General features: G+C 69.3%; 15 protein-coding genes and 1 pseudogene. 7 read left to right on the top strand and 9 right to left on the bottom strand.

Annotated features, from left to right (window positions below):
* Positions 1–280 precede the first annotated feature (280 nt).
* Positions 281–1,510: a cysteine--1-D-myo-inosityl 2-amino-2-deoxy-alpha-D-glucopyranoside ligase gene (gene mshC, locus OG729_RS31825; RefSeq protein WP_405809357.1), complete on the top strand. Its 1,230-nt coding sequence runs from the start codon at positions 281–283 to the stop codon at positions 1,508–1,510.
* A gap of 74 nt (positions 1,511–1,584) precedes the next feature.
* On the opposite strand, the gene OG729_RS31830 is transcribed toward mshC, so the two are convergent.
* Both OG729_RS31830 and OG729_RS31835 read right to left on the bottom strand, forming a co-directional pair.
* Complete coding sequence (locus OG729_RS31830; protein ID WP_405809358.1) at positions 1,585–2,073, bottom strand: hypothetical protein; 489 nt, start codon at positions 2,071–2,073, stop codon at positions 1,585–1,587.
* A gap of 24 nt (positions 2,074–2,097) precedes the next feature.
* Complete coding sequence (locus OG729_RS31835; RefSeq protein ID WP_405809360.1) at positions 2,098–3,855, bottom strand: S8 family peptidase; 1,758 nt, start codon at positions 3,853–3,855, stop codon at positions 2,098–2,100.
* Between the two features lie 241 nt (positions 3,856–4,096).
* Between OG729_RS31835 and OG729_RS31840 the strand changes: the two genes are divergently transcribed.
* Positions 4,097–5,071 carry an SMP-30/gluconolactonase/LRE family protein gene (locus OG729_RS31840; protein WP_405809361.1) on the top strand — a complete coding sequence of 325 codons (975 nt, stop codon included), beginning with the start codon at positions 4,097–4,099 and terminating at the stop codon, positions 5,069–5,071.
* Positions 5,072–5,124: 53 nt separating this feature from the next.
* Here OG729_RS31840 and OG729_RS31845 read toward each other — a convergent pair whose 3' ends face one another.
* A complete protein-coding gene (locus tag OG729_RS31845) occupies positions 5,125–6,120 on the bottom strand; it encodes a PAC2 family protein (protein WP_360885239.1) in 996 nt (331 codons plus the stop codon).
* 253 nt (positions 6,121–6,373) lie between these two features.
* Between OG729_RS31845 and OG729_RS31850 the strand changes: the two genes are divergently transcribed.
* Genes OG729_RS31850 through OG729_RS31870 form a run of 5 tightly spaced genes read left to right on the top strand, consistent with a single transcriptional unit; the run spans position 6,374 to position 12,074 of the window.
* Positions 6,374–7,693 (top strand): enolase C-terminal domain-like protein, encoded by a 1,320-nt coding sequence (locus OG729_RS31850; protein ID WP_405809363.1) that lies wholly within the window; start codon positions 6,374–6,376, stop codon positions 7,691–7,693.
* Positions 7,690–8,466: an SDR family NAD(P)-dependent oxidoreductase gene (locus OG729_RS31855; protein WP_405809365.1), complete on the top strand. Its 777-nt coding sequence runs from the start codon at positions 7,690–7,692 to the stop codon at positions 8,464–8,466. The genes OG729_RS31850 and OG729_RS31855 overlap by 4 nt, the downstream gene beginning before the upstream one ends.
* Positions 8,467–8,494: 28 nt before the next feature.
* Positions 8,495–9,532, top strand: a complete 1,038-nt coding sequence (locus OG729_RS31860; protein WP_405809366.1) for a sugar ABC transporter substrate-binding protein — start codon at positions 8,495–8,497, stop codon at positions 9,530–9,532.
* A gap of 2 nt (positions 9,533–9,534) precedes the next feature.
* Positions 9,535–11,049, top strand: coding sequence for a sugar ABC transporter ATP-binding protein (locus tag OG729_RS31865; protein WP_405809367.1), 1,515 nt, complete (start codon positions 9,535–9,537; stop codon positions 11,047–11,049).
* Positions 11,046–12,074 carry an ABC transporter permease gene (locus OG729_RS31870; RefSeq protein WP_360885225.1) on the top strand — a complete coding sequence of 343 codons (1,029 nt, stop codon included), beginning with the start codon at positions 11,046–11,048 and terminating at the stop codon, positions 12,072–12,074. Before OG729_RS31865 ends, OG729_RS31870 begins: the two co-directional genes overlap by 4 nt.
* A 40-nt stretch (positions 12,075–12,114) precedes the next feature.
* Here OG729_RS31870 and OG729_RS31875 read toward each other — a convergent pair whose 3' ends face one another.
* The 6 genes and pseudogenes from OG729_RS31875 to OG729_RS31900 all read right to left on the bottom strand — a co-directional run bounded on the left by OG729_RS31875 (position 12,115) and on the right by OG729_RS31900 (position 17,979).
* Positions 12,115–12,786, bottom strand: a complete 672-nt coding sequence (locus tag OG729_RS31875; RefSeq protein WP_360885221.1) for a FadR/GntR family transcriptional regulator — start codon at positions 12,784–12,786, stop codon at positions 12,115–12,117.
* Positions 12,787–12,821: 35 nt separating this feature from the next.
* Positions 12,822–12,958: pseudogene (locus tag OG729_RS31880) on the bottom strand (LLM class flavin-dependent oxidoreductase); the annotation flags it as partial.
* Between the two features lie 71 nt (positions 12,959–13,029).
* Complete coding sequence (locus OG729_RS31885; protein WP_405809368.1) at positions 13,030–14,640, bottom strand: FAD-dependent oxidoreductase; 1,611 nt, start codon at positions 14,638–14,640, stop codon at positions 13,030–13,032.
* A gap of 6 nt (positions 14,641–14,646) precedes the next feature.
* Positions 14,647–16,173 carry a glycerol kinase GlpK gene (gene glpK, locus OG729_RS31890; RefSeq protein WP_405809369.1) on the bottom strand — a complete coding sequence of 509 codons (1,527 nt, stop codon included), beginning with the start codon at positions 16,171–16,173 and terminating at the stop codon, positions 14,647–14,649.
* A 31-nt stretch (positions 16,174–16,204) separates the two neighbouring features.
* Positions 16,205–16,981, bottom strand: a complete 777-nt coding sequence (locus OG729_RS31895; protein WP_404727403.1) for an MIP/aquaporin family protein — start codon at positions 16,979–16,981, stop codon at positions 16,205–16,207.
* A gap of 233 nt (positions 16,982–17,214) precedes the next feature.
* Positions 17,215–17,979, bottom strand: coding sequence for an IclR family transcriptional regulator (locus tag OG729_RS31900; protein ID WP_404727404.1), 765 nt, complete (start codon positions 17,977–17,979; stop codon positions 17,215–17,217).
* Positions 17,980–18,114: the final 135 nt, after the last annotated feature.

Genomic DNA, 18,114 nt, shown 5'->3' on the forward strand with positions numbered 1-18,114 from the left:
CGGGGTGGCTTTCCCCCACCGCGCGCCTTCCCGGGACTGTGGGCGAGCCCCCAGCCCCCCTGAGGGACGACGTTGGGGCTGACGCCCCCACCCCCCGCTGCGCCGACTTCGTGGCGCGATGCCCGTCGGACCAGGCGCCCCGGCTTCGTCGCGTCAGCCAGGGCGGCAACTGGCCCGCAGCGGCACACGCACGCGCAGCGCCAATTCGCAAGGGTGCCGAACAAGCCACGCGGCGGAATCCGGTTCGTATGCGGAACGTGCGTCCGGTTAGGCTCATGGCATGCATGCCTGGCCCGCTTCTGAGGTCCCCGCCCTGCCTGGCAAGGGCCGCGACCTCCAGATCCACGACACCGCGACCGGTGGTCCTGTGACCCTCGACCCCGGTCCTGTCGCCCGTATCTATGTCTGCGGCATCACGCCGTACGACGCGACCCACATGGGTCACGCGGCGACCTACAACGCGTTCGACCTCGTTCAGCGCGTGTGGCTCGACACCAAGCGGCAGGTTCACTACGTCCAGAACGTCACGGACGTCGACGACCCGCTCCTGGAGCGCGCGATCCGTGACGGACACGACTGGACCGAGCTCGCCGAGCGCGAGACCGCGCTCTTCCGCGAGGACATGACCGCCCTGCGGATGCTCCCGCCGCAGCACTACATCGGTGCCGTCGAGGCGATACCCGGCATCGTGCCGCTCGTCGAGCGGCTGCGGGACGCGGGCGCCGCGTACGACCTCGAAGGCGATGTGTACTTCTCCGTGGAGGCCGATCCGCACTTCGGTGAGGTGTCCAACTACGACGCCGAGGTCATGAGGGCGCTCTCCGCCGAGCGCGGCGGTGACCCCGACCGTCCGGGCAAGAAGAACCCGCTCGACCCGATGCTCTGGATGGCCGCCCGCGAGGGCGAGCCGAGTTGGGACGGCGGCAGCCTCGGGCGCGGGCGGCCAGGCTGGCACATCGAGTGCGTGGCCATCGCCCTGGATCATCTGGGGATGGGCTTCGACGTGCAGGGCGGCGGGTCCGATCTCGTGTTCCCGCACCACGAGATGGGCGCATCGCACGCCCAGGCGCTCACCGGCGAGTACCCGTTCGCGAAGGCGTACGTCCACGCCGGCATGGTCGCGCTGAACGGCGAGAAGATGTCCAAGTCCAAGGGCAACCTCGTCTTTGTGTCGAAGCTGCGCCGCGACGGGGTCGACCCCGCCGCGATACGGCTGGCCCTGCTCTCGCACCACTACCGGGCCGACTGGGAGTGGACCGACCAGGTGCTCCAGGACGCCGTCGAGCGCGTCGGGCGCTGGCGTGCGGCCGTCTCCCGGCCCGACGGGCCGTCCGCCGACGCCCTGGTCGAGGAGATCCGCGACGCCCTCGCGAACGACCTCGACGCCCCCGCCGCCCTCGCCGCCGTCGATCGCTGGGCCGCGCTCCAGCACTCCGACGGCGGTACGGACGAGGGCGCGCCCGGCCTTGCCTCGCGTGCCGTCGACGCCCTGCTGGGCGTAGCCCTGTAGCCCGATCCGAAGAGCCCAAGAGGGGCGCCGGGCGGGCGTATGCCCACCCGGCGCCCCCTGTGCGGGAGTTGCCGCTACTGCTTGTTCACCACGACGGCCTGGATCGCGTTGTTGGTGTCGTCGTACCAGCCGATGACCTGGTGCCCGTAGGCGAACGCCTCCTGGACCTCGTCATGCGTGACCTGGTTCGGGTTGACCAGCTGACGCCAGTTGTTGTTGATGAACAGGTAGAGGATCGACGGCTGGCCGGGGAACGGCGTCACGACGTCCCAGTACTTGGTGGCGATGCCGCTGACGATCGCTTGGGCGTCGACGGTGCTCGGCAGCACCAGCGGGAGGCCGGCCTGCTGTTGCTGCTGGCCGCCCAGCTGCTGGAGCAGCTGCTGGTAGGGCTGCTGCTGGCCGAGCTGCTGCAGCTGCTGCGCCATCGGGTACTGGGTCTGCTGCCCCTGGGAGGGCGGGGCGGTGGTGCCCGCGCCCTGCTGCCCGTGCTGCTGCCCGTACTGAAGCTGTCCGTACTGCTGGCCCATGGAGCTGGGGTGCATCTGCGGGGTGGTGCTCATGCGATGTTCACCTTCCCTGTCGATTCATCCGGCGACGACCAGGCCCACGACCTCGTCGTCCGAGTACCAGACGCGAACGTCCGGCCGTCCCCCCGCGAAGGCGGTGTGGACCGCCTGGCGGATTTCGGGGGCGGGGTGGTTGAGGTTGCGCCACGCACCGGCCACGAACAGCCTCAGGCGCGGCGGAAGTTCACGGGGGTAGGGCATCAGTTCGTCCCAGTAGCGCTCCGCCTGGCCGGAGCCGACCGAGGACGGCACCAGCCGGGTGACGGCCGCCTTGATGTCCGGGCGGTTGCCGATTCGCTGCGAGGCGGGCCGGCCCGGCGCGTCCTGCTGCGGCGAACCGGTCCTGCGCAGTACGTCGCGTGCCTGCTCGGGGTTCATCGGTGCGAGTTGGACGGCCTTGAGGATGCCCTGCAGGCAGGCCAGCGCGCCGACGACCACCGGCGACGCCGATGAGGTGCCCGAGAAGGTGTCCGTGTACCAGGCGATCTCCTCGGCGCCGCCCTGCAGATCACCGGCCCGGTCCCAGAACCCGCCGGTGGTGGTGACCTCGCGGCCCCAGCCCTGCGCGTCGATACGCGCCCCGTAGTTGGAGAACGCCAGCCGCGAGCGGTCGGGACCGTGGTCGCGGCCGTGCGTCCCGGGCGGGGGAGCGCCCGCTCCGACGAGGATCGCTCCGGAGGACTGGTTCGACGGGTTGAAGGGGTTGCGCCACCACTCGGGGAACTCGTCGGGCCTGCGCTCGTACACCGCGTCGTCCAGGCTCTCGCCGCCGTTGCCCGCGGCCTCCACGACCAGCACGCCCTTCCCGGTCGCCCAGCGGATCGCGGCACAGTCGTCCGGCCACCACTCGAGCGCGATGTAGCCGCGCTGGTCGTCGCGGCTCTCGTAGTCGAACCGCGGTCCCGGCCGGTGGAGTTCGACCAGCAGGATGTCGCCGGGCGAGAGCCGTTCGGCCGCGGCGTGGATGGCCGCGGCCGACCCGATGCCCTGGAAGGACGCCGCCGCGGTCACCGCCTCGGGCGCGATCCCGGTGATCCCCTTCTCGTCCCGGTCGCCGCCGATGACGCCGAGGACCGCCGTGCCGTGGTTGCGCCAGGCGATGTCCTGCACCGGGTTGCCCACCACGATGCCGGCGAGCTTGTCCGCCAGGTCCTCGTGGCCCAACTGCCAGGCGCCCTCGACGTCGACGACGGTGATCCCCTGCCCCGAGCCGCCCGGCCGCTGCCAGGACCAGTACGCGTCCACGCCTTCGGGCGCGGGCAGCAGATAGCCCTGGCGGCCGGTGTAGTCGGGGGTCGCGGGCGCGCCCTCCTTCAGCCGCTTGACCTCGTCCGGCAGTGCGCCCTGCGGTGCGCGGGCGGGCACGGCGCCGGGCTTGACGTACGCCGTCTCGATCTCGGGAAGGGCCGCCAGACGGGCGGTCAGCTCCTGGGCCCGGTCGCCACCGCCCCGTACCCGGTAGAACAGCGAGAGGTCCGGCATCACGCCCCGGCCGCGGACCGGTCCCGGGGGCTGCGCGGGCAGGGCCGACCGGGTTCGCTCCTCATTGCCGAACACCGGCTCCAGAGTGAGCTGTTCGTCGCTGAGGAACATGTTCAGGGCGGAGATGTCCGTGCCGGAGGCGGATCGTACGCCTTCCGTGCCGGCGCGCAGCCGGGCCTCGGCCCGTGCGACGACGATCAGCTCCGGCTCGGCTCCTCGATAGGTGAATCCAGCTCCGTCGGGTCCGGGGCCCGCAGTTCCTGGGCCCCGTCCCGGGAGTGCCTGATCGGTCATCGCTACGACCGCTCCCTTCGGGTGCGTGCTCCGTGTCGTGCCGTGGTGGCCACCCTGCTCCCGTCCGGGCCGCACGTCCACCCCGCTTACGTGAAATACGTTTGAAACGCAAGGTAATTGGGAACCCCGTGCAATTCGTCTTGAAGGAGATGTCACCACATAATTCGGCCAAACACTGCGGAGTCACCAGGCATGTGCTGAGGTGAAAGGGTCTGTAGAACACTCGTTGGAAGGACGCACAATGCAACGCTCCTTCGCACGTCGAGAAGTACTTGGCGCGGTCGCGGCCCTCGGTGGCGCGGCTTTCCTCGCCCCTTTAAGCGGGGTCGCCCAGGCGGCCGAATCCACCGGGCAGAGATGGCCCGGGCAATTCCCCCTGCCCAACGGCTTCCAGCCCGAGGGCATCGCCATCGGGACGAGTCCGTACGCCTACTTCGGCTCGCTCGCCAACGGCGATGTGTACCGGGCGAGCCTGGCCACCGGCACTGGACGCGTCATCAGCCAGGGCCCCGGCACCGGGCACCCCGTCGTCGGACTCAAAATCGACCGGCGAGAGCGGCTGCTGTTCCTGAGCGGAGGGGTGAGCCGGGAGATCCGGGTCGCCGATGCCCGTTCGGGGAAGCTGCTGAAGACCTTCACCGTCGGTTCGGACGGCACGATGGTCAACGACGTGATCCTTACGCCGGGTGCCGCCTGGTTCACCGATTCCTTCAAACCGCAGGCCTACCGGCTCCCGCTCGGCCGGCACGACGAGCCGGCCGGCGAGGTGACGACCGTCCCGCTGACGGGCGACTGGCAGCAGGGCGCGAGCTTCACGGCCAACGGCATCGAGCGCACACCGGACGGCAGCGCTCTGCTCCTGGTCAATACGGTGGTTGGCGGCGGCGGACTGATGCGCGTCGACCCGCGCACCGGAGTGGCACGCCGCGTCGACATCGGCGACACCAAACTTCCCAACGGCGACGGCCTGTTGCTTTTGGGGCGCACCCTCTACGTCGTACAGCAAGCGCAGAACGCCATCGATGTGCTGCGCCTCAATGAGTCGGGTACCCGTGGCACGGCGATCGCGCGCATCACCGATCCGGAGCGCTTCAAGATCCCCACGACGGCTGCCGCCTGGGGCGACCGGATCTATCTGCCCAATGCGCGTTTCGATGTGGAGCCGACACCCGACACGACGTACGACGCGGTCGCGGTGGATCAGGTCAAGCGCTGAGCCGGAGCGGGGCGGCGCCCATCAGGCGCCGCCCCGCTCCACACACTCGGACCTCAGTCGTCCGACGAATCTTCGTCGTCGGTCTCGGTCTCGGCCCCGGTGTCCGTCTCCGGATCCGGGCGTGGCGGCATCGGTGGCCTGGAGCGCCCGCTGGAGGTGTCGCGCAGATACGAGCCCCCGTCGCCGCTCTCCGTCGCATGGCCGGGACCGCCGTCCCGCCGCCGCAGATACCGTTCGAACTCGCGGGCGATGGCTTCGCCCGAGGCCTCGGGAAGCTCAGCGGTGTCCCGCGCCTCCTCCAGCGTCTGGACGTACTCCGCCACTTCGCTGTCCTCGGCGGCCAGTTGATCCACGCCGAGCTGCCACGCCCGGGCGTCCTCGGGCAGTTCGCCCAGCGGAATGCGCAGGCCGATCAGGTCCTCGAGGCGGTTGAGCAGCGCCAGCGTCGCCTTCGGATTGGGCGGCTGGGACACATAGTGCGGCACCGCGGCCCATAGGCTCACGGCAGGGACGCCCGCGTGCGTGCACGCCTCCTGGAGGATGCCGACGATTCCGGTGGGCCCCTCGTATCTGGTCTCCTCCAGATCCATGGTCCGTGCCAGATCCGGGTCGGAGGTGATCCCGCTGACCGGAACCGGCCGGGTGTGCGGCGTGTCGCCGAGCAGGGCGCCCAGGATCACCACCATTTCCACGCCCAGTTCATGGGCGAAGCCCAGAATCTCGTTGCAGAACGAACGCCAGCGCATGGACGGCTCGATGCCGCGCACGAGCACCAGGTCGCGCGGCTTGTCGCCGCCGATGCGGACCACGGAGAGCCGGGTGGTGGGCCAGGTGATCTTCCGTACCCCGCCGTCCAGCCACACCGTGGGCCGGTTGACCTGGAAGTCGTAGTAGTCCTCGGCGTCGAGCGCCGCGAACACCTCCCCCTTCCATTCCCGGTCCAGGTGTGCGACCGCGGTGGAGGCGGCGTCGCCGGCGTCGTTCCAGCCCTCGAACGCGGCCACCATGACCGGGTCGATCAGCTCGGGAACCCCCTCGAGCTCGATCACCCAGTGCCTCCTTCCGAAGTTCCCTTGTCTACGCCCCAACCTTACGGCTTACCAGGCGCTCGGCCGCAGCCCCCTTGCACTGCCGGGTGAACTTCCGCGCTATAGGGCATACGTCGGAGAACCTTGCACTCGGCCTTCGATTCATCCGAGCTGTGTGGGAGAAGTTTCGTCCCGACCCTGGACGCTGCCGCTCAGACGGCGCTATACATCGGATGACCGCGAGAGGTCCGATGTTCTTGCCGGGGGTGCGTGCATGAGTTACACCGTCACCGAGTTCGAGGTTCATGACATCCGCTTCCCCACCTCGGAACAGTTCGACGGCTCCGACGCCATGAACCCGGACCCCGACTACTCCGCCGCCTATGTGGTGATACGCGCGAGCGACGGAGCCGAGGGACATGGCTTCTGCTTCACCATCGGGCGCGGCAACGATGTCACCGCCGCCGCCATCGCGGCGCTGCGTCCCTACGTCGTCGGACGCCCGGCCCCTCACGCGGCGGCCGATCTCGCCGCCCTCCACCACGACCTCACCCATGACTCGCAGCTGCGCTGGCTCGGCCCGGAGAAGGGCGTGATGCACATGGCGGCCGGCGCGGTCGTCAATGCCGCCTGGGACCTGGCGGCGAAGCGCGCCGGACAACCCGTGTGGGAATTCCTCGCCGCGATGAGTTCCGAGGACCTCGTCGCGCTCGTCGACTTCCGCTATCTCACCGACGTCCTCACCCGTGAGGAGGCCCTGGCCATCCTGCGCAAGGCCGAACCCGGCCGGGCCGAACGGGCGCGGAGACTGCGGGCGCAGGGCTACCCCGCCTACACCACATCGCCCGGCTGGCTCGGCTACTCCGACGAGAAACTCGTCAGGCTGGCCAAGGAGGCCGTCGCCGACGGCTTCCACCAGATCAAGCTGAAGGTCGGCGGGGACATCGACGACGACATCCGTCGCATGAAGCTCGCCCGCGCCGCCGTCGGACCCTCCGTACGCATCGCCGTGGACGCCAACCAGCGCTGGGACGTTCCCGACGCGGTGCGCTGGATGACGGCGCTCGCCCCCTACGAGCCGTACTGGATCGAGGAGCCGACCAGCCCCGACGACATCCTCGGCCACGCGGCTGTACGCGCGGGCCAGCCGGTCAAGGTCGCCACCGGCGAACACGTCGCCAACCGCGTGGTGTTCAAGCAGCTGCTCCAGGCGGGGGCGGTCGACTTCGTCCAGATCGACGCCGCCCGTGTCGCAGGCGTCAACGAGAACATCGCCATCCTGCTGCTGGCCGCCAAGTACGGCGTCCCGGTCTGCCCGCACGCCGGCGGGGTAGGACTGTGCGAGCTCGTCCAGCATCTCGCCATGTTCGACTATGTCGCCGTCTCCGGCAGCTGGGAGGACCGGGTCATCGAGTACGTCGACCACCTCCACGAGCACTTCGCCGACCCGGCGGTCATTGAGTCCGGGCGCTATGTCGCCCCGCGCGCCCCCGGCTTCTCGGCCCGCATGCTGCCGGATTCGCTCGCCGCCCACCGCTATCCGCAGGGCCCGGTCTGGCAGGCCCGCCGTACCACCGAGGAGGTCAACTCATGACGCAGCCAAGGGACTTCGAGGGGCTGTCCGCGCTGGTGACGGGCGGCGCCTCGGGCATCGGGGCGGCTGCGGCGGCGCTGCTGCTCAGCCGTGGCGCCCGGGTCGCCGTACTCGACCGCGAGACCGTGGGAGCACCCGACGGCACCCTCGCGATCAAGGCGGATGTCACCGACGACGCGGCCGTGCACTCCGCCGTGGAGCGGACCGCGGCGGAGTTCGGCGCCCTGCACACCGTCGTCTCCAACGCCGGTGTCGGGGCGGTCGGCACCGTCGCCGACAACGCCGACGAGGAGTGGCGGCGCGTGCTCGACATCAACGTCCTCGGCATGGTGCGCATAGCCCGGCACGCCCTGCCGCACCTGCGCCGCGCGGCCGCCGAACGCCCGGGCCACGTCTCCCTCACCCAGACCTGCTCCATCGCCGCCACCGCAGGACTGCCCCGGCGCGCCCTCTACAGCGCCAGCAAAGGTGCGGTCCTCTCCCTCACCCTCGCCATGGCCGCCGACCACGTACGCGAGGGCATCCGCGTCAACTGCGTCAACCCCGGCACCGCCGACACCCCGTGGATAGGACGCCTGCTCGACCAGGCGGACGACCCGGCGGCCGAACGCGCCGCCCTGGAGGCCCGCCAGCCCACCGGACGGCTGGTCGCTGCGGACGAGGTCGCCGCGGCCATCGTGTATCTCGCCAGCCCTGCCGCAGCCGCCGTCACGGGAACGGCACTCGCGGTCGACGGCGGAATGCAGGGCCTGCGCCTGCGGCCCGCCACTTGAGAGCCGACACCCACCGAAGGACGGGACAATGAGAGTGCGTACGACAAGTGCCGCGGCCTGCGCAGTGCTGCTGGCCGTAACAGCCCTCGCGGGCTGCAACCGGGCATCGGACAGCGGGTCGGGCGGTGGCAAGGTGGGCATCGATCTGCCGCGCAGCGACAGCGACTTCTGGAACTCGTACCAGCAGTACATAGAAAAGGGCGTCAAGGACGGCGAGGTCGACGCGCTGTCACTGACCAATTCGCAGAACGACATCGGCAAGCTGGTCGCCAACGTCCAGACCTTCACCGACCAGGGAGCCAAGGCCGTCGTCATGGCCCCGCAGGACACCGGCGCGATAGCCGAGTCGCTGCAGAACCTGTCGGAGAAGAAGATCCCGGTCGTCAGCGTCGACACCCGGCCCGACAAGGGCGAGGTCTACATGGTGGTCCGCGCCGACAACCGGGCGTACGGCGAGAAGGCGTGCACCTATCTCGGCGAACAGCTGAAGGGCAAGGGCAAGGTCGTGGAGTTCCAGGGCGACCTGTCCTCCATCAACGGCCGCGACCGCTCCGAGGCCTTCAAGTCCTGCATGGACAAGAACTTCCCCGGTATCAAGGTCTTCGAGCTGGCCACCGACTGGAAGGGCGACGTCGCCTCCGCCAAGCTCCAGTCCACGCTCGCCGCCCACCCGGACATCAACGGCATCTATATGCAGGCCGGCGGTGTCTTCCTGCAGCCCACCCTCGCTCTCCTGGAGCAGAAGAAGCGGCTCGTGGCCCCCGGCGCCCCCGGGCACATCACGATCATCTCCAACGACGGCATCCCGGAGGAGCTGGACGCCATCAAGGCCGGGAAGATCGACGCCACGGTCTCCCAGCCCGCCGACCTGTACGCCAAGTACGCGCTGTTCTACGCCAAGGCCGCCCTCGACGGAAAGACCTTCAAGGAGGGCGCCACCGACCACGACTCCAGCATCATCAAGATCCAGGGCGGGTTCGAGGACCAGCTGCCCGCGCCGTTGGTGACCAAGGAGAACGTGGACGACCCGAAGCTGTGGGCGAACCAGCTGGAGAAGAAGAGCTAGCCATGGCGCACCAGGCAACACCCGCCGCCGTCCAGGCGGAAGACATCGTCAAGCGCTTCGGTCCGACCGTGGCGCTCGACGGTGTCCGGCTGACCGTCGCGCCCGGCGAGTCGCACGCACTCGTCGGGCGCAACGGCGCAGGCAAGTCGACCCTCGTCAGCGTCCTCACCGGACTGCACAAGCCGGACGCGGGCACGGTGACCTTCAGCGGCGAGCCCGCACCCGCCTTCGGGGACACCGCGGCCTGGCAGTCCAAGGTCGCCTGCGTCTACCAGAAGTCCATGGTGGTCCCCGATCTGACCGTCGCCGAGAACCTCTTCCTGAACCGTTTCGAGACGGGCCGCCGGCTCATCAGCTGGCGGCGGCTGCGGCAGCGCGCCGAGGAGCTGCTCGCCGGGTACGGAGTGAGTGTCGACCCCGGCGCCCGGGCGAAGGATCTCGCCGTCGAACAGCGGCAGTTCGTCGAAATCGCGCGCGCCCTGTCCTTCGGCGCGCGGCTGATCATCCTCGACGAGCCCACCGCCCAGCTGGATGCCCGCGGCATCCAGCGGCTCTTCACCAAGCTGCGCGAACTGCAGAGCCAGTCAGTGGCGTTCCTTTTCATCTCCCACCATCTGCAGGAGGTGTACGAACTGTGCACCGCCGTCACTGTCTACCGCGACGCCCGCCATGTCGTCACCGCGTCCGTCGCCGAACTCTCCAAGGACGACCTGGTCGCCGCGATGACCGGCGAGTCGACCGGCGGCCCCTCGACCTGGCACGCGCCCATCGGGCCGGCCCGGGACGCGGACCCCGTACTGCGTACCGAAGGGCTCGCGCTGGAAGGCGAGTTCGAGCCGCTCGACCTGGAGGTGCGTCCCGGCGAGGTGCTGGGTCTGGCCGGGGCCACGGCCAGCGGCAACACCGCACTCGGCGAGACCTTGGTCGGCATGCGCAGGGCGAGCGCGGGGCGGATCACCGTACGCGGCCGGGACGTGAAGCCCGGCAGCGTCCCGCACGCGCTCGACGCCGGCATCGGCTACATCCCCGAGGACCGCCACATCCAGGGCCTGGTCGCGGACCGCAGCGTCGCCGAGAACGCGACCCTCACGGTCACCGACCAGCTCGGCCCCTGGGGGACCGTACTGCCGTCTCGTACAAGGGAATTCGCTCAGTCCATGATCTCGTCGCTCGACATCAAGACGCAGGGGCCCGAGCAGCCCGTATCCGGTCTTTCCGGCGGCAATCAGCAGAAAGTCGTGGTCGCCCGCGCGCTGGCTCGCAGGCCGAGCGCGCTGGTGGCCGTGCGGCCCACCGCGGGCGTGGACGTGAAGTCCAAGGACTCGCTGCTCTCGGTCGTCCGACGGGTGGCCGACGAGGGCAGCGCGGCCGTGATCATCTCGGACGAGCTGGACGATCTGCGGGTCTGCGACCGGGTGCTCGCCCTCTTTCACGGGCGGGTCGTCGCGACGTTCGGGAGCGGGTGGACCGACCGGGAACTGGTCGCCGCCATGGAAGGTGTGGGGGAGCGGGAATGACCGGGACGATACGGCCCCTGACGGCCGGCGAGACCGCGAACGACAGCCCGCGCGGCAGGCTGCGGCTGATCCGGTGGAGCGACTTCTCGCTGGTGCCGGTGATCCTGGTGCTGATGGTGATCGGCTTCATCGTCTCGCCGGTCTTCCTCACCTCCAACAATCTGATCAGTGTGGTCCAGCAGTCCTCCGAGCTGAGCCTGCTGGTGCTCGGGCAGGCGCTTATCCTGATCTGCGGGCGGATGGACCTGTCGCTGGAGTCGACGATCGGCATCGCGCCGGTCATCGCGATGTGGCTGGTGCTGCCGAGCTCCGGGGGCCGGTTCGCCGGGCTTGAACTGCTGCCGGTCTGGATGGCGATCCCGGTCTGCCTGCTCGTCGGCATGGCGATCGGCGCGATCAACGGCTTGCTGATGCTGAAGCTGCGCGTCAACGGCTTCATCGCCACGCTCGGCATGCTGACCATGCTCCGCGGTCTCCACATCGGCATCACCGAGGGCAAGTCGATCACCGACGTCCCGGAGTCCTTCCGCTACCTCGGCAAGACCGACTGGCTCGGCGCGCCGGCCGCGGTGTGGATCTGTCTGGCGCTGTTCGCTCTCGGCGGCGCGGCGCTGGCGTATCTGCGGCACGGACGGGCGCTGTACGCGATCGGCGGCAATCCGGAGGCGGCACGGGCGGCTGGTATCCGGGTCGACCGGATCACCTGGATCGTGCTGGCGATCGGTGGTCTGCTGGCGGCGTTCGCGGGCGTCCTCTACACGGGCCACTACGGCTCGGTCGCGGCGACGCAGGGGAACGGCTGGATCTTCCAGGTGTTCGCGGCGGCGGTGATCGGGGGGATCAGCCTGAAGGGCGGACGGGGCACGCTGTTCGGTGCGCTGACAGGTGTGCTGACGCTCCAACTGGTCGTCAACGTCATGACGTTGGGTGGGGTGCCGGCGCTGTGGAACCAGTTCCTGAACGGAGCGATCATTATTGTGGCGCTGGTGATCTCGCGGTTCGCGAGCGGGGAGAAGCAGGACTAGCGGGGCGGGGGCGGGGGGCGCGGGGCGTTTCCGGCCCCCGCTACAGCGTGGACCTCAGCCACTGCTCCACGCTTGCGATATGCACCGTCGCCCACGACCTCGCCGCCTCCGCGTCCCCGTCCCGCAGTGCCGACAGAATCGCCCGGTGCTCATGCAGCGTGCGGCTGACCGCGTCCTCCTGGGTCAGGCCGCGCCAGACCCGGGCCCGGGTGGTCGGGCCGGAGAGGCCGTCCAGCAGTGAGCAGAGCACCGAGTTGCCCGAGGACTGCACGATGCGGCGATGGAACTCGAGGTCGGTGGCGACCAGCTCCTCGACCGAGGGCTGCGGGCCCAGCGCGTCCAACTGGGCGCTCAGCACGTCCAGTTCGCTCTCGCTGATCCGGCTCGCGGCCATCGCGGTGGCGGCCGGCTCCAGAATGCGGCGTACGGCGAGGAACTCGAGCACCGTGTCGTCCCGGTGGAAGTCCACCACGAAGCTCAGGGCCTCGAGCAGCAACTGCGGGTCCAGGCTGGTGACATACGTGCCGTCGCCCTGCCGTACGTCGAGGATGCGGATCAGCGACAGCGCGCGCACCGCCTCGCGCAGAGAATTGCGGGACAGGCCCAGCTCCGCGGCGAGTTCGCTCTCCTTCGGGAGGCGGTCGCCGGGGCGCAGCGCACCCGAGACGATCATCCCCTTGATCTTCTCGATGGCCTCGTCGGTGACAGCCATGTGCGACCTCCAGACATCCGATGTATCGGCCCCCATTATGCGTCCCAGAGCGTGGCCGGAGCCTCCTTCCGCACGATTGGGGCGATCTCCTCGGAAAATCGCCGCAGCGTTTCGATCTGTTCCGCCCCTCGAGCCCGAATCCGTCCACCGTGATCGACTGCAGATCATGAGTAAGGGGCGGCCGCCATAGCGACCGCCCCTTACAAGATCCCCTTGCAGAGTCCCCTTACAAGTGCCCCGCTGCTACGCCTTCTTGCCGAGCAGATCCTCGACCTTGCCGCGGATCTCGTCCGTCGCGAGACCCCGGATCGTCAGCGTCGTACGGCGGCGCAGCACGTCGTCCGCCGTCTCGGCCCACTCGTGGTCGCGTGCGTACACGACCTGCGCCCAGATCTCGGGAGCGTCCGGGTGGATCCGCTCGCCCAGCGCCGGGTCGTCGTTGGCGAGCCGGGCGATGTCGAAGGAGAGCGAGCCGTAGTGCGTGGCCAGGTGTCGTGCGGTGTCCGCGGCCATCCGCGGGGCCGGGGTCCCGCCGTCGACCAGCAGCCGGTGCGCGACCGCGTTCGGGTTGGAGATACCGGGCAGCGGGAGCTTCTTCGGCAGCCGCGAGATCGGCTCCATGTCCTCGGCCAGCGGCTGTCCTGGCAGGGAGGCCAGCTTGTTCATCACCGTACGGCCGATGTGGCGGAAGGTCGTCCACTTGCCGCCGGCGACCGACAGCATGCCGCCGCTGCCCTCCGTGACGACCGTCTCGCGCTTCGCCTTGGAGGTGTCGCCGGGGCCACCGGGCAGCACGCGCAGACCCGCGAAGGAGTACGTGATCAGATCGCGGGACAGCTGCTGGTCGCGGATGGAGAACGCGGCCTCGTCGAGGATCTGCGTGACGTCCTTGTCGTTGACCGCGACATCCGCCGGGTCGCCCTCGTACTCCTCGTCGGTCGTGCCGAGCAGCAGCATGTCCTCCCAGGGGAGGGCGAAGGTGATGCGGTACTTGTCTATCGGGGTCGCCAGTGCGGCCTTCCACGGCGCGGTGCGCTTGAGCACCAGGTGCGCGCCCTTGGAGAGCCGGATGGAGGGAGCCGCGTTCGGGTCCTCCATCCTGCGCAGGTGGTCGACCCACGGGCCGGTGGCGTTGAGTACGAGACGCGCGCTGACACCGAACTCGGTGCCGTCCGTGCGGTCCTTGAGCTCTGCGCCCGTCACCCGGCCCTTGGCGAAGCGCAGCCCGGTGACCTCGGCATGGTTGAGCACGGTGGCACCCGACTCGACGGCCGCGCGCACCGTCATCAGCGCCATCCGGGAGTCGTTCATCTGGTCGTCGCCGTACACGGCAACGGCCTTCAGGTTCTCCGTACGCAGCTCCGGAACGTCACGCTGCGCCTTGGCCGCGCTGATCACATGGCCGACGCCGTCGCCGAACGCGGACAGTGCGGAGTAGGCGAAGACGCCCGCGCCGAGCTTGGCCGCGCCGTGCGGGCCGCCCTTGTACACGGGCAGATAGAAGGTCAGGGGGTTGGCGAGGTGCGGTGCCACCTGACGGGAGACCGCACGCCGCTCGAAGTGGTTCTCCGCGACCAGCTTCACCGCGCCGGTCTGCAGATAGCGCAGACCGCCGTGGAGCAGCTTGGAGGAGGCGGAGGAGGTGGCGCCGGCGAAGTCGCCGGCGTCCACCAGAGCCACCCGCAGCCCGGACTGCGCCGCATGCCAGGCGGTGGAGATGCCCAGGATGCCGCCGCCGATCACCAGGAGATCGTATGTCGCCTTGGAAAGCTGCTCCCGAGTTTCGGCGCGGCTCGGGTGAGAGCCGGAGGCCGGGTGCGTCCCCAGGGCGGGGACGCTCTGCAGGGTGGTCATCTCGATTTACTCCTCGTCCTCGATCCAGCCCATGGTCCGCTCGACGGCCTTGAGCCAGCTCTTGTACTCGCTGTCGCGCTTGTCGGCGTCCAGGCGAGGTGTCCATTCGGCGGCCCGGCGCCAGTTGGCGCGGAGCGTGTCGGTGTCCGGCCAGTAGCCGACGGCGAGGCCGGCGGCGTAGGCCGCGCCGAGGCAGGTCGTCTCGGCCACCATCGGGCGCACCACCGGTGCGTCCAGGAAGTCCGAGAGGGTCTGCATCAGCAGATTGTTGGAGGTCATGCCGCCGTCGACCTTGAGCGCGGTCAGCTCGACGCCGGAGTCCTTCGTCATGGCGTCGGTGATCTCGCGGGTCTGCCAGGCGGTGGCCTCGAGAACGGCGCGCGCAATGTGCGCCTTGGTGACATAGCGGGTCAGACCGGCGATCACACCGCGGGCGTCGGAGCGCCAGTACGGGGCGAACAGGCCGGAGAAGGCCGGTACGAAGTAGGCGCCGCCGTTGTCCTCGACGCTCAGCGCGAGAGTCTCGATCTCGGCGGCGGTGCTGATCAGGCCCATCTGGTCGCGCATCCACTGCACCAGCGAGCCGGTGACGGCGATCGAACCCTCGAGGGCGTACACCGGCTTCTGGTCACCGATTTGGTAGCCGACGGTGGTGATCAGACCGTTGTAGCTGTTGATCGGCTGGTCGCCGGTGTTCATCAGCAGGAAAGTGCCGGTGCCGTACGTCGACTTGGCCTCGCCCTCGGCGAAACAGGTCTGGCCGAACAGGGCCGCCTGCTGGTCACCGAGCGCGGAGGCGACCGGGATGCCGTCCAGGGCGCCGCCCTTGGCGTTGCCGTACACCTCGGCGGAGGAACGGATCTCCGGCAGCACCTCGGCCGGTACCTCCATCGACTGGAGGATCTTGTCGTCCCACTCCATGGTGTGCAGGTTCATCAGCATGGTGCGGGAGGCGTTGGTGACGTCGGTGACGTGCACACCGCCGTCGACTCCGCCGGTCAGGTTCCAGATGACCCAGGAGTCCATGGTGCCGAAGAGGATCTCGCCGCGCTCGGCGCGCTCACGCAGGCCCTCGACGTTGTCGAGCAGCCAGCGGACCTTCGGTCCGGAGAAGTACGACGCGAGGGGAAGGCCCGTCTCGCGGCGGAAGCGGTCCTGGCCGACGTTGCGGCCGAGTTCCTTGCACAGCGCGTCGGTGCGGGTGTCCTGCCAGACGAGCGCGTTGTGTACGGGCTCACCGGTGTTCTTGTCCCACAGCACGGTGGTCTCGCGCTGGTTGGTGATGCCGATCGCCTTGACATCGGCGGAGGTGATGCCCGCCTTGTTGATGGCGCCCTCCACCACTTCCTGGACGTTCGTCCAGATCTCGGCGGCGTTGTGCTCCACCCAGCCCGGCTTCGGGAAGATCTGCTCGTGCTCCTTCTGGTCGACGGAGACGATCCGGCCGTCCGTGTCGAAGACGATGCAGCGGCTGGAGGTGGTGCCCTGGTCGATGGCCGCGATGAACGGGCCGGCGGTGTGTGCGTCGGTCACAGTTTGCTCCTGCTCTGGTCTGGGAGGGGGCTTAGGCGAACGCGATGTTGTAGATGCCCGCTGCGAGGGCTCCACCGATCAGCGGGCCGACGACGGGGATCCAGGCGTAGCCCCAGTCCGAACCGCCCTTGTTGGGCAGCGGCAGCAGGGCGTGCACGATGCGCGGGCCCAGGTCGCGGGCGGGGTTGATGGCGTAGCCGGTCGGGCCGCCGAGCGAGAGGCCGATGCCGACGACGGCGAAGGCCACGATCAGCGCGCCGATGGTGCCGAGGCCCTTGCCGCTGTCGTTGAGGCCGTACGTCAGAATCGCGAGCACGAGCACGGTGGTGCCGATGATCTCGGTGGCCAGGTTCTGCCACACCACGCGGACCTCGGGGCCGGTGGAGAAGACGCCGAGCACGGGGCCGGCCTTGGGGTTCACGACCTCAGCATCGTCCGCCGGCGCGGCGGTGATCTCCGGGTCCGTGAGGTGGGCCTGGAACTGTCCGTAGTACGCGATCCATACCAGAGTGGCACCTATCATGGCGCCGAGCAGCTGTCCGCCGAGGTAGACAGGAACCTTGCTCCAGTCACCGTCCTTGATGGCGAGGCCGACGGTGACCGCCGGGTTGAGGTGGGCTCCGGACAGTGTGCCCGTCATGTAGACCGCGGTCATCACCGCGAAGCCCCACCCGAAGGTGATCGCCAGGAAGCCGGCGTTCTGCGCCTTCGAGCGCTTGAGTACGACTGCGGCGACGACGCCGCCGCCGAGGAGGATGAGAACGGCGGTACCAATGATCTCGCCGATGAAGATGTCGGAGCTGGACACCCGCGACTCCTTTGTCCTTCGTCCAGGGGAAGGCGAACCCCGGGTCACTCCGGTGGTTCGTGCCCTCAGGTGAGGGCGTTGCCGGCCCTTGGCATTGCGACACCCTAGCGCGTATTGCCGGTAGGTGTTCGGCAATGCCGACCGATGCACGGAAGTTTTGCCCCCGGGTTAACAGCACGTCAAGGGTTGGGTGGCCGAAAACCGGATCGTTATCCGAAGATGTGCCAGGACGGTCAGAATCGCCCGGCGCCGAGGTCGCGCGAGACCGAGCGAGCGCAGTCCCGTACCGCCGCGACCAGCTCGGATCGCAGTTCTCCGGCGTTGCAGACCCGCTCCACCGCACCCGTTATGGCGACTGCTCCGACCGGCATCCGGCGCCGGTCGTGGATGGGGGCGGCAACCGAGGCCACGCCCTCCCAGGTCTCCTCCAGATCGGCTGCCCAGCCCCGCGCGCGGGTGTGGTCGAGCACCGACTCGAACTCCTCCACACCGGTCACGGTCCGCGAGGTGAAGGCTTTGCGCTCCACCTCCATGACCTCGGTGTGCGCCACCGGGTCGTACGCCGAGAGCACCTTGCCGAGGGCGGTGGAGTGCAGTGGCTGCATGGCCCCCACCTCCAGCACCTGGCGGCTGTCGTCGGGCCTGAAGACGTGGTGGACGATGAGCACGCCCTGCTGGTGCAGCACGCCGAGATGGACGCTCTCGCCGCTGGAGCGCGCGAGGTCGTCCGTCCAGACCAGCGCGCGGGCGCGCAGCTCGTGGACGTCCAGATAGCTGTTGCCGAGCCTGAGCAGCTCGGCCCCCAGCTGGTAGCGGCCCGATGCCGGGTCCTGTTCGACGAAGCCTTCGGCCTGGAGCGTGCGCAGAATGCCGTGGGCGGTGCCCTTGGCAAGATCCAGCGAGGAGGCGATGTCCGACAGGCCCAGCCGGCGTTCCCCGCCTGCGAGCAGTCGCAGCATCGCGGCTGCCCGCTCGAGTGACTGGATGTTCTTCGCCATCGCCTTGGCCCTTCTCCACTGCGGTTCGACAATGCTGAACACTATCGGTCGATGCCGACCTTGGTCACCGCGGCGTGAATCCTTCGTGGCCGAAAGCCATCGGTTACGGCGAAGACATGATGCCGTCCCGCCCCG

The organism is Streptomyces sp. NBC_00210 (genome assembly GCF_045160975.1).
In the GTDB taxonomy this organism is placed as follows: Bacteria; Actinomycetota; Actinomycetes; order Streptomycetales; family Streptomycetaceae; genus Streptomyces.

Excerpts from the sequence above, each read along its gene's own strand:
- OG729_RS31900 (WP_404727404.1), bottom strand. The coding sequence starts at position 17,979 with ATGGCGAAGAACATCCAGTCACTCGAGCGGGCAGCCGCGATGCTGCGA.
- OG729_RS31850 (WP_405809363.1), top strand. The coding sequence starts at position 6,374 with ATGAGTTACACCGTCACCGAGTTCGAGGTTCATGACATCCGCTTCCCC.
- OG729_RS31860 (WP_405809366.1), top strand. The coding sequence starts at position 8,495 with ATGAGAGTGCGTACGACAAGTGCCGCGGCCTGCGCAGTGCTGCTGGCC.
- OG729_RS31865 (WP_405809367.1), top strand. The coding sequence starts at position 9,535 with ATGGCGCACCAGGCAACACCCGCCGCCGTCCAGGCGGAAGACATCGTC.
- OG729_RS31875 (WP_360885221.1), bottom strand. The coding sequence starts at position 12,786 with ATGGCTGTCACCGACGAGGCCATCGAGAAGATCAAGGGGATGATCGTC.
- OG729_RS31830 (WP_405809358.1), bottom strand. The coding sequence starts at position 2,073 with ATGAGCACCACCCCGCAGATGCACCCCAGCTCCATGGGCCAGCAGTAC.
- OG729_RS31885 (WP_405809368.1), bottom strand. The coding sequence starts at position 14,640 with ATGACCACCCTGCAGAGCGTCCCCGCCCTGGGGACGCACCCGGCCTCC.
- OG729_RS31840 (WP_405809361.1), top strand. The coding sequence starts at position 4,097 with ATGCAACGCTCCTTCGCACGTCGAGAAGTACTTGGCGCGGTCGCGGCC.
- OG729_RS31855 (WP_405809365.1), top strand. The coding sequence starts at position 7,690 with ATGACGCAGCCAAGGGACTTCGAGGGGCTGTCCGCGCTGGTGACGGGC.
- mshC (WP_405809357.1), top strand. The coding sequence starts at position 281 with ATGCATGCCTGGCCCGCTTCTGAGGTCCCCGCCCTGCCTGGCAAGGGC.
- OG729_RS31835 (WP_405809360.1), bottom strand. The coding sequence starts at position 3,855 with ATGACCGATCAGGCACTCCCGGGACGGGGCCCAGGAACTGCGGGCCCC.
- OG729_RS31870 (WP_360885225.1), top strand. The coding sequence starts at position 11,046 with ATGACCGGGACGATACGGCCCCTGACGGCCGGCGAGACCGCGAACGAC.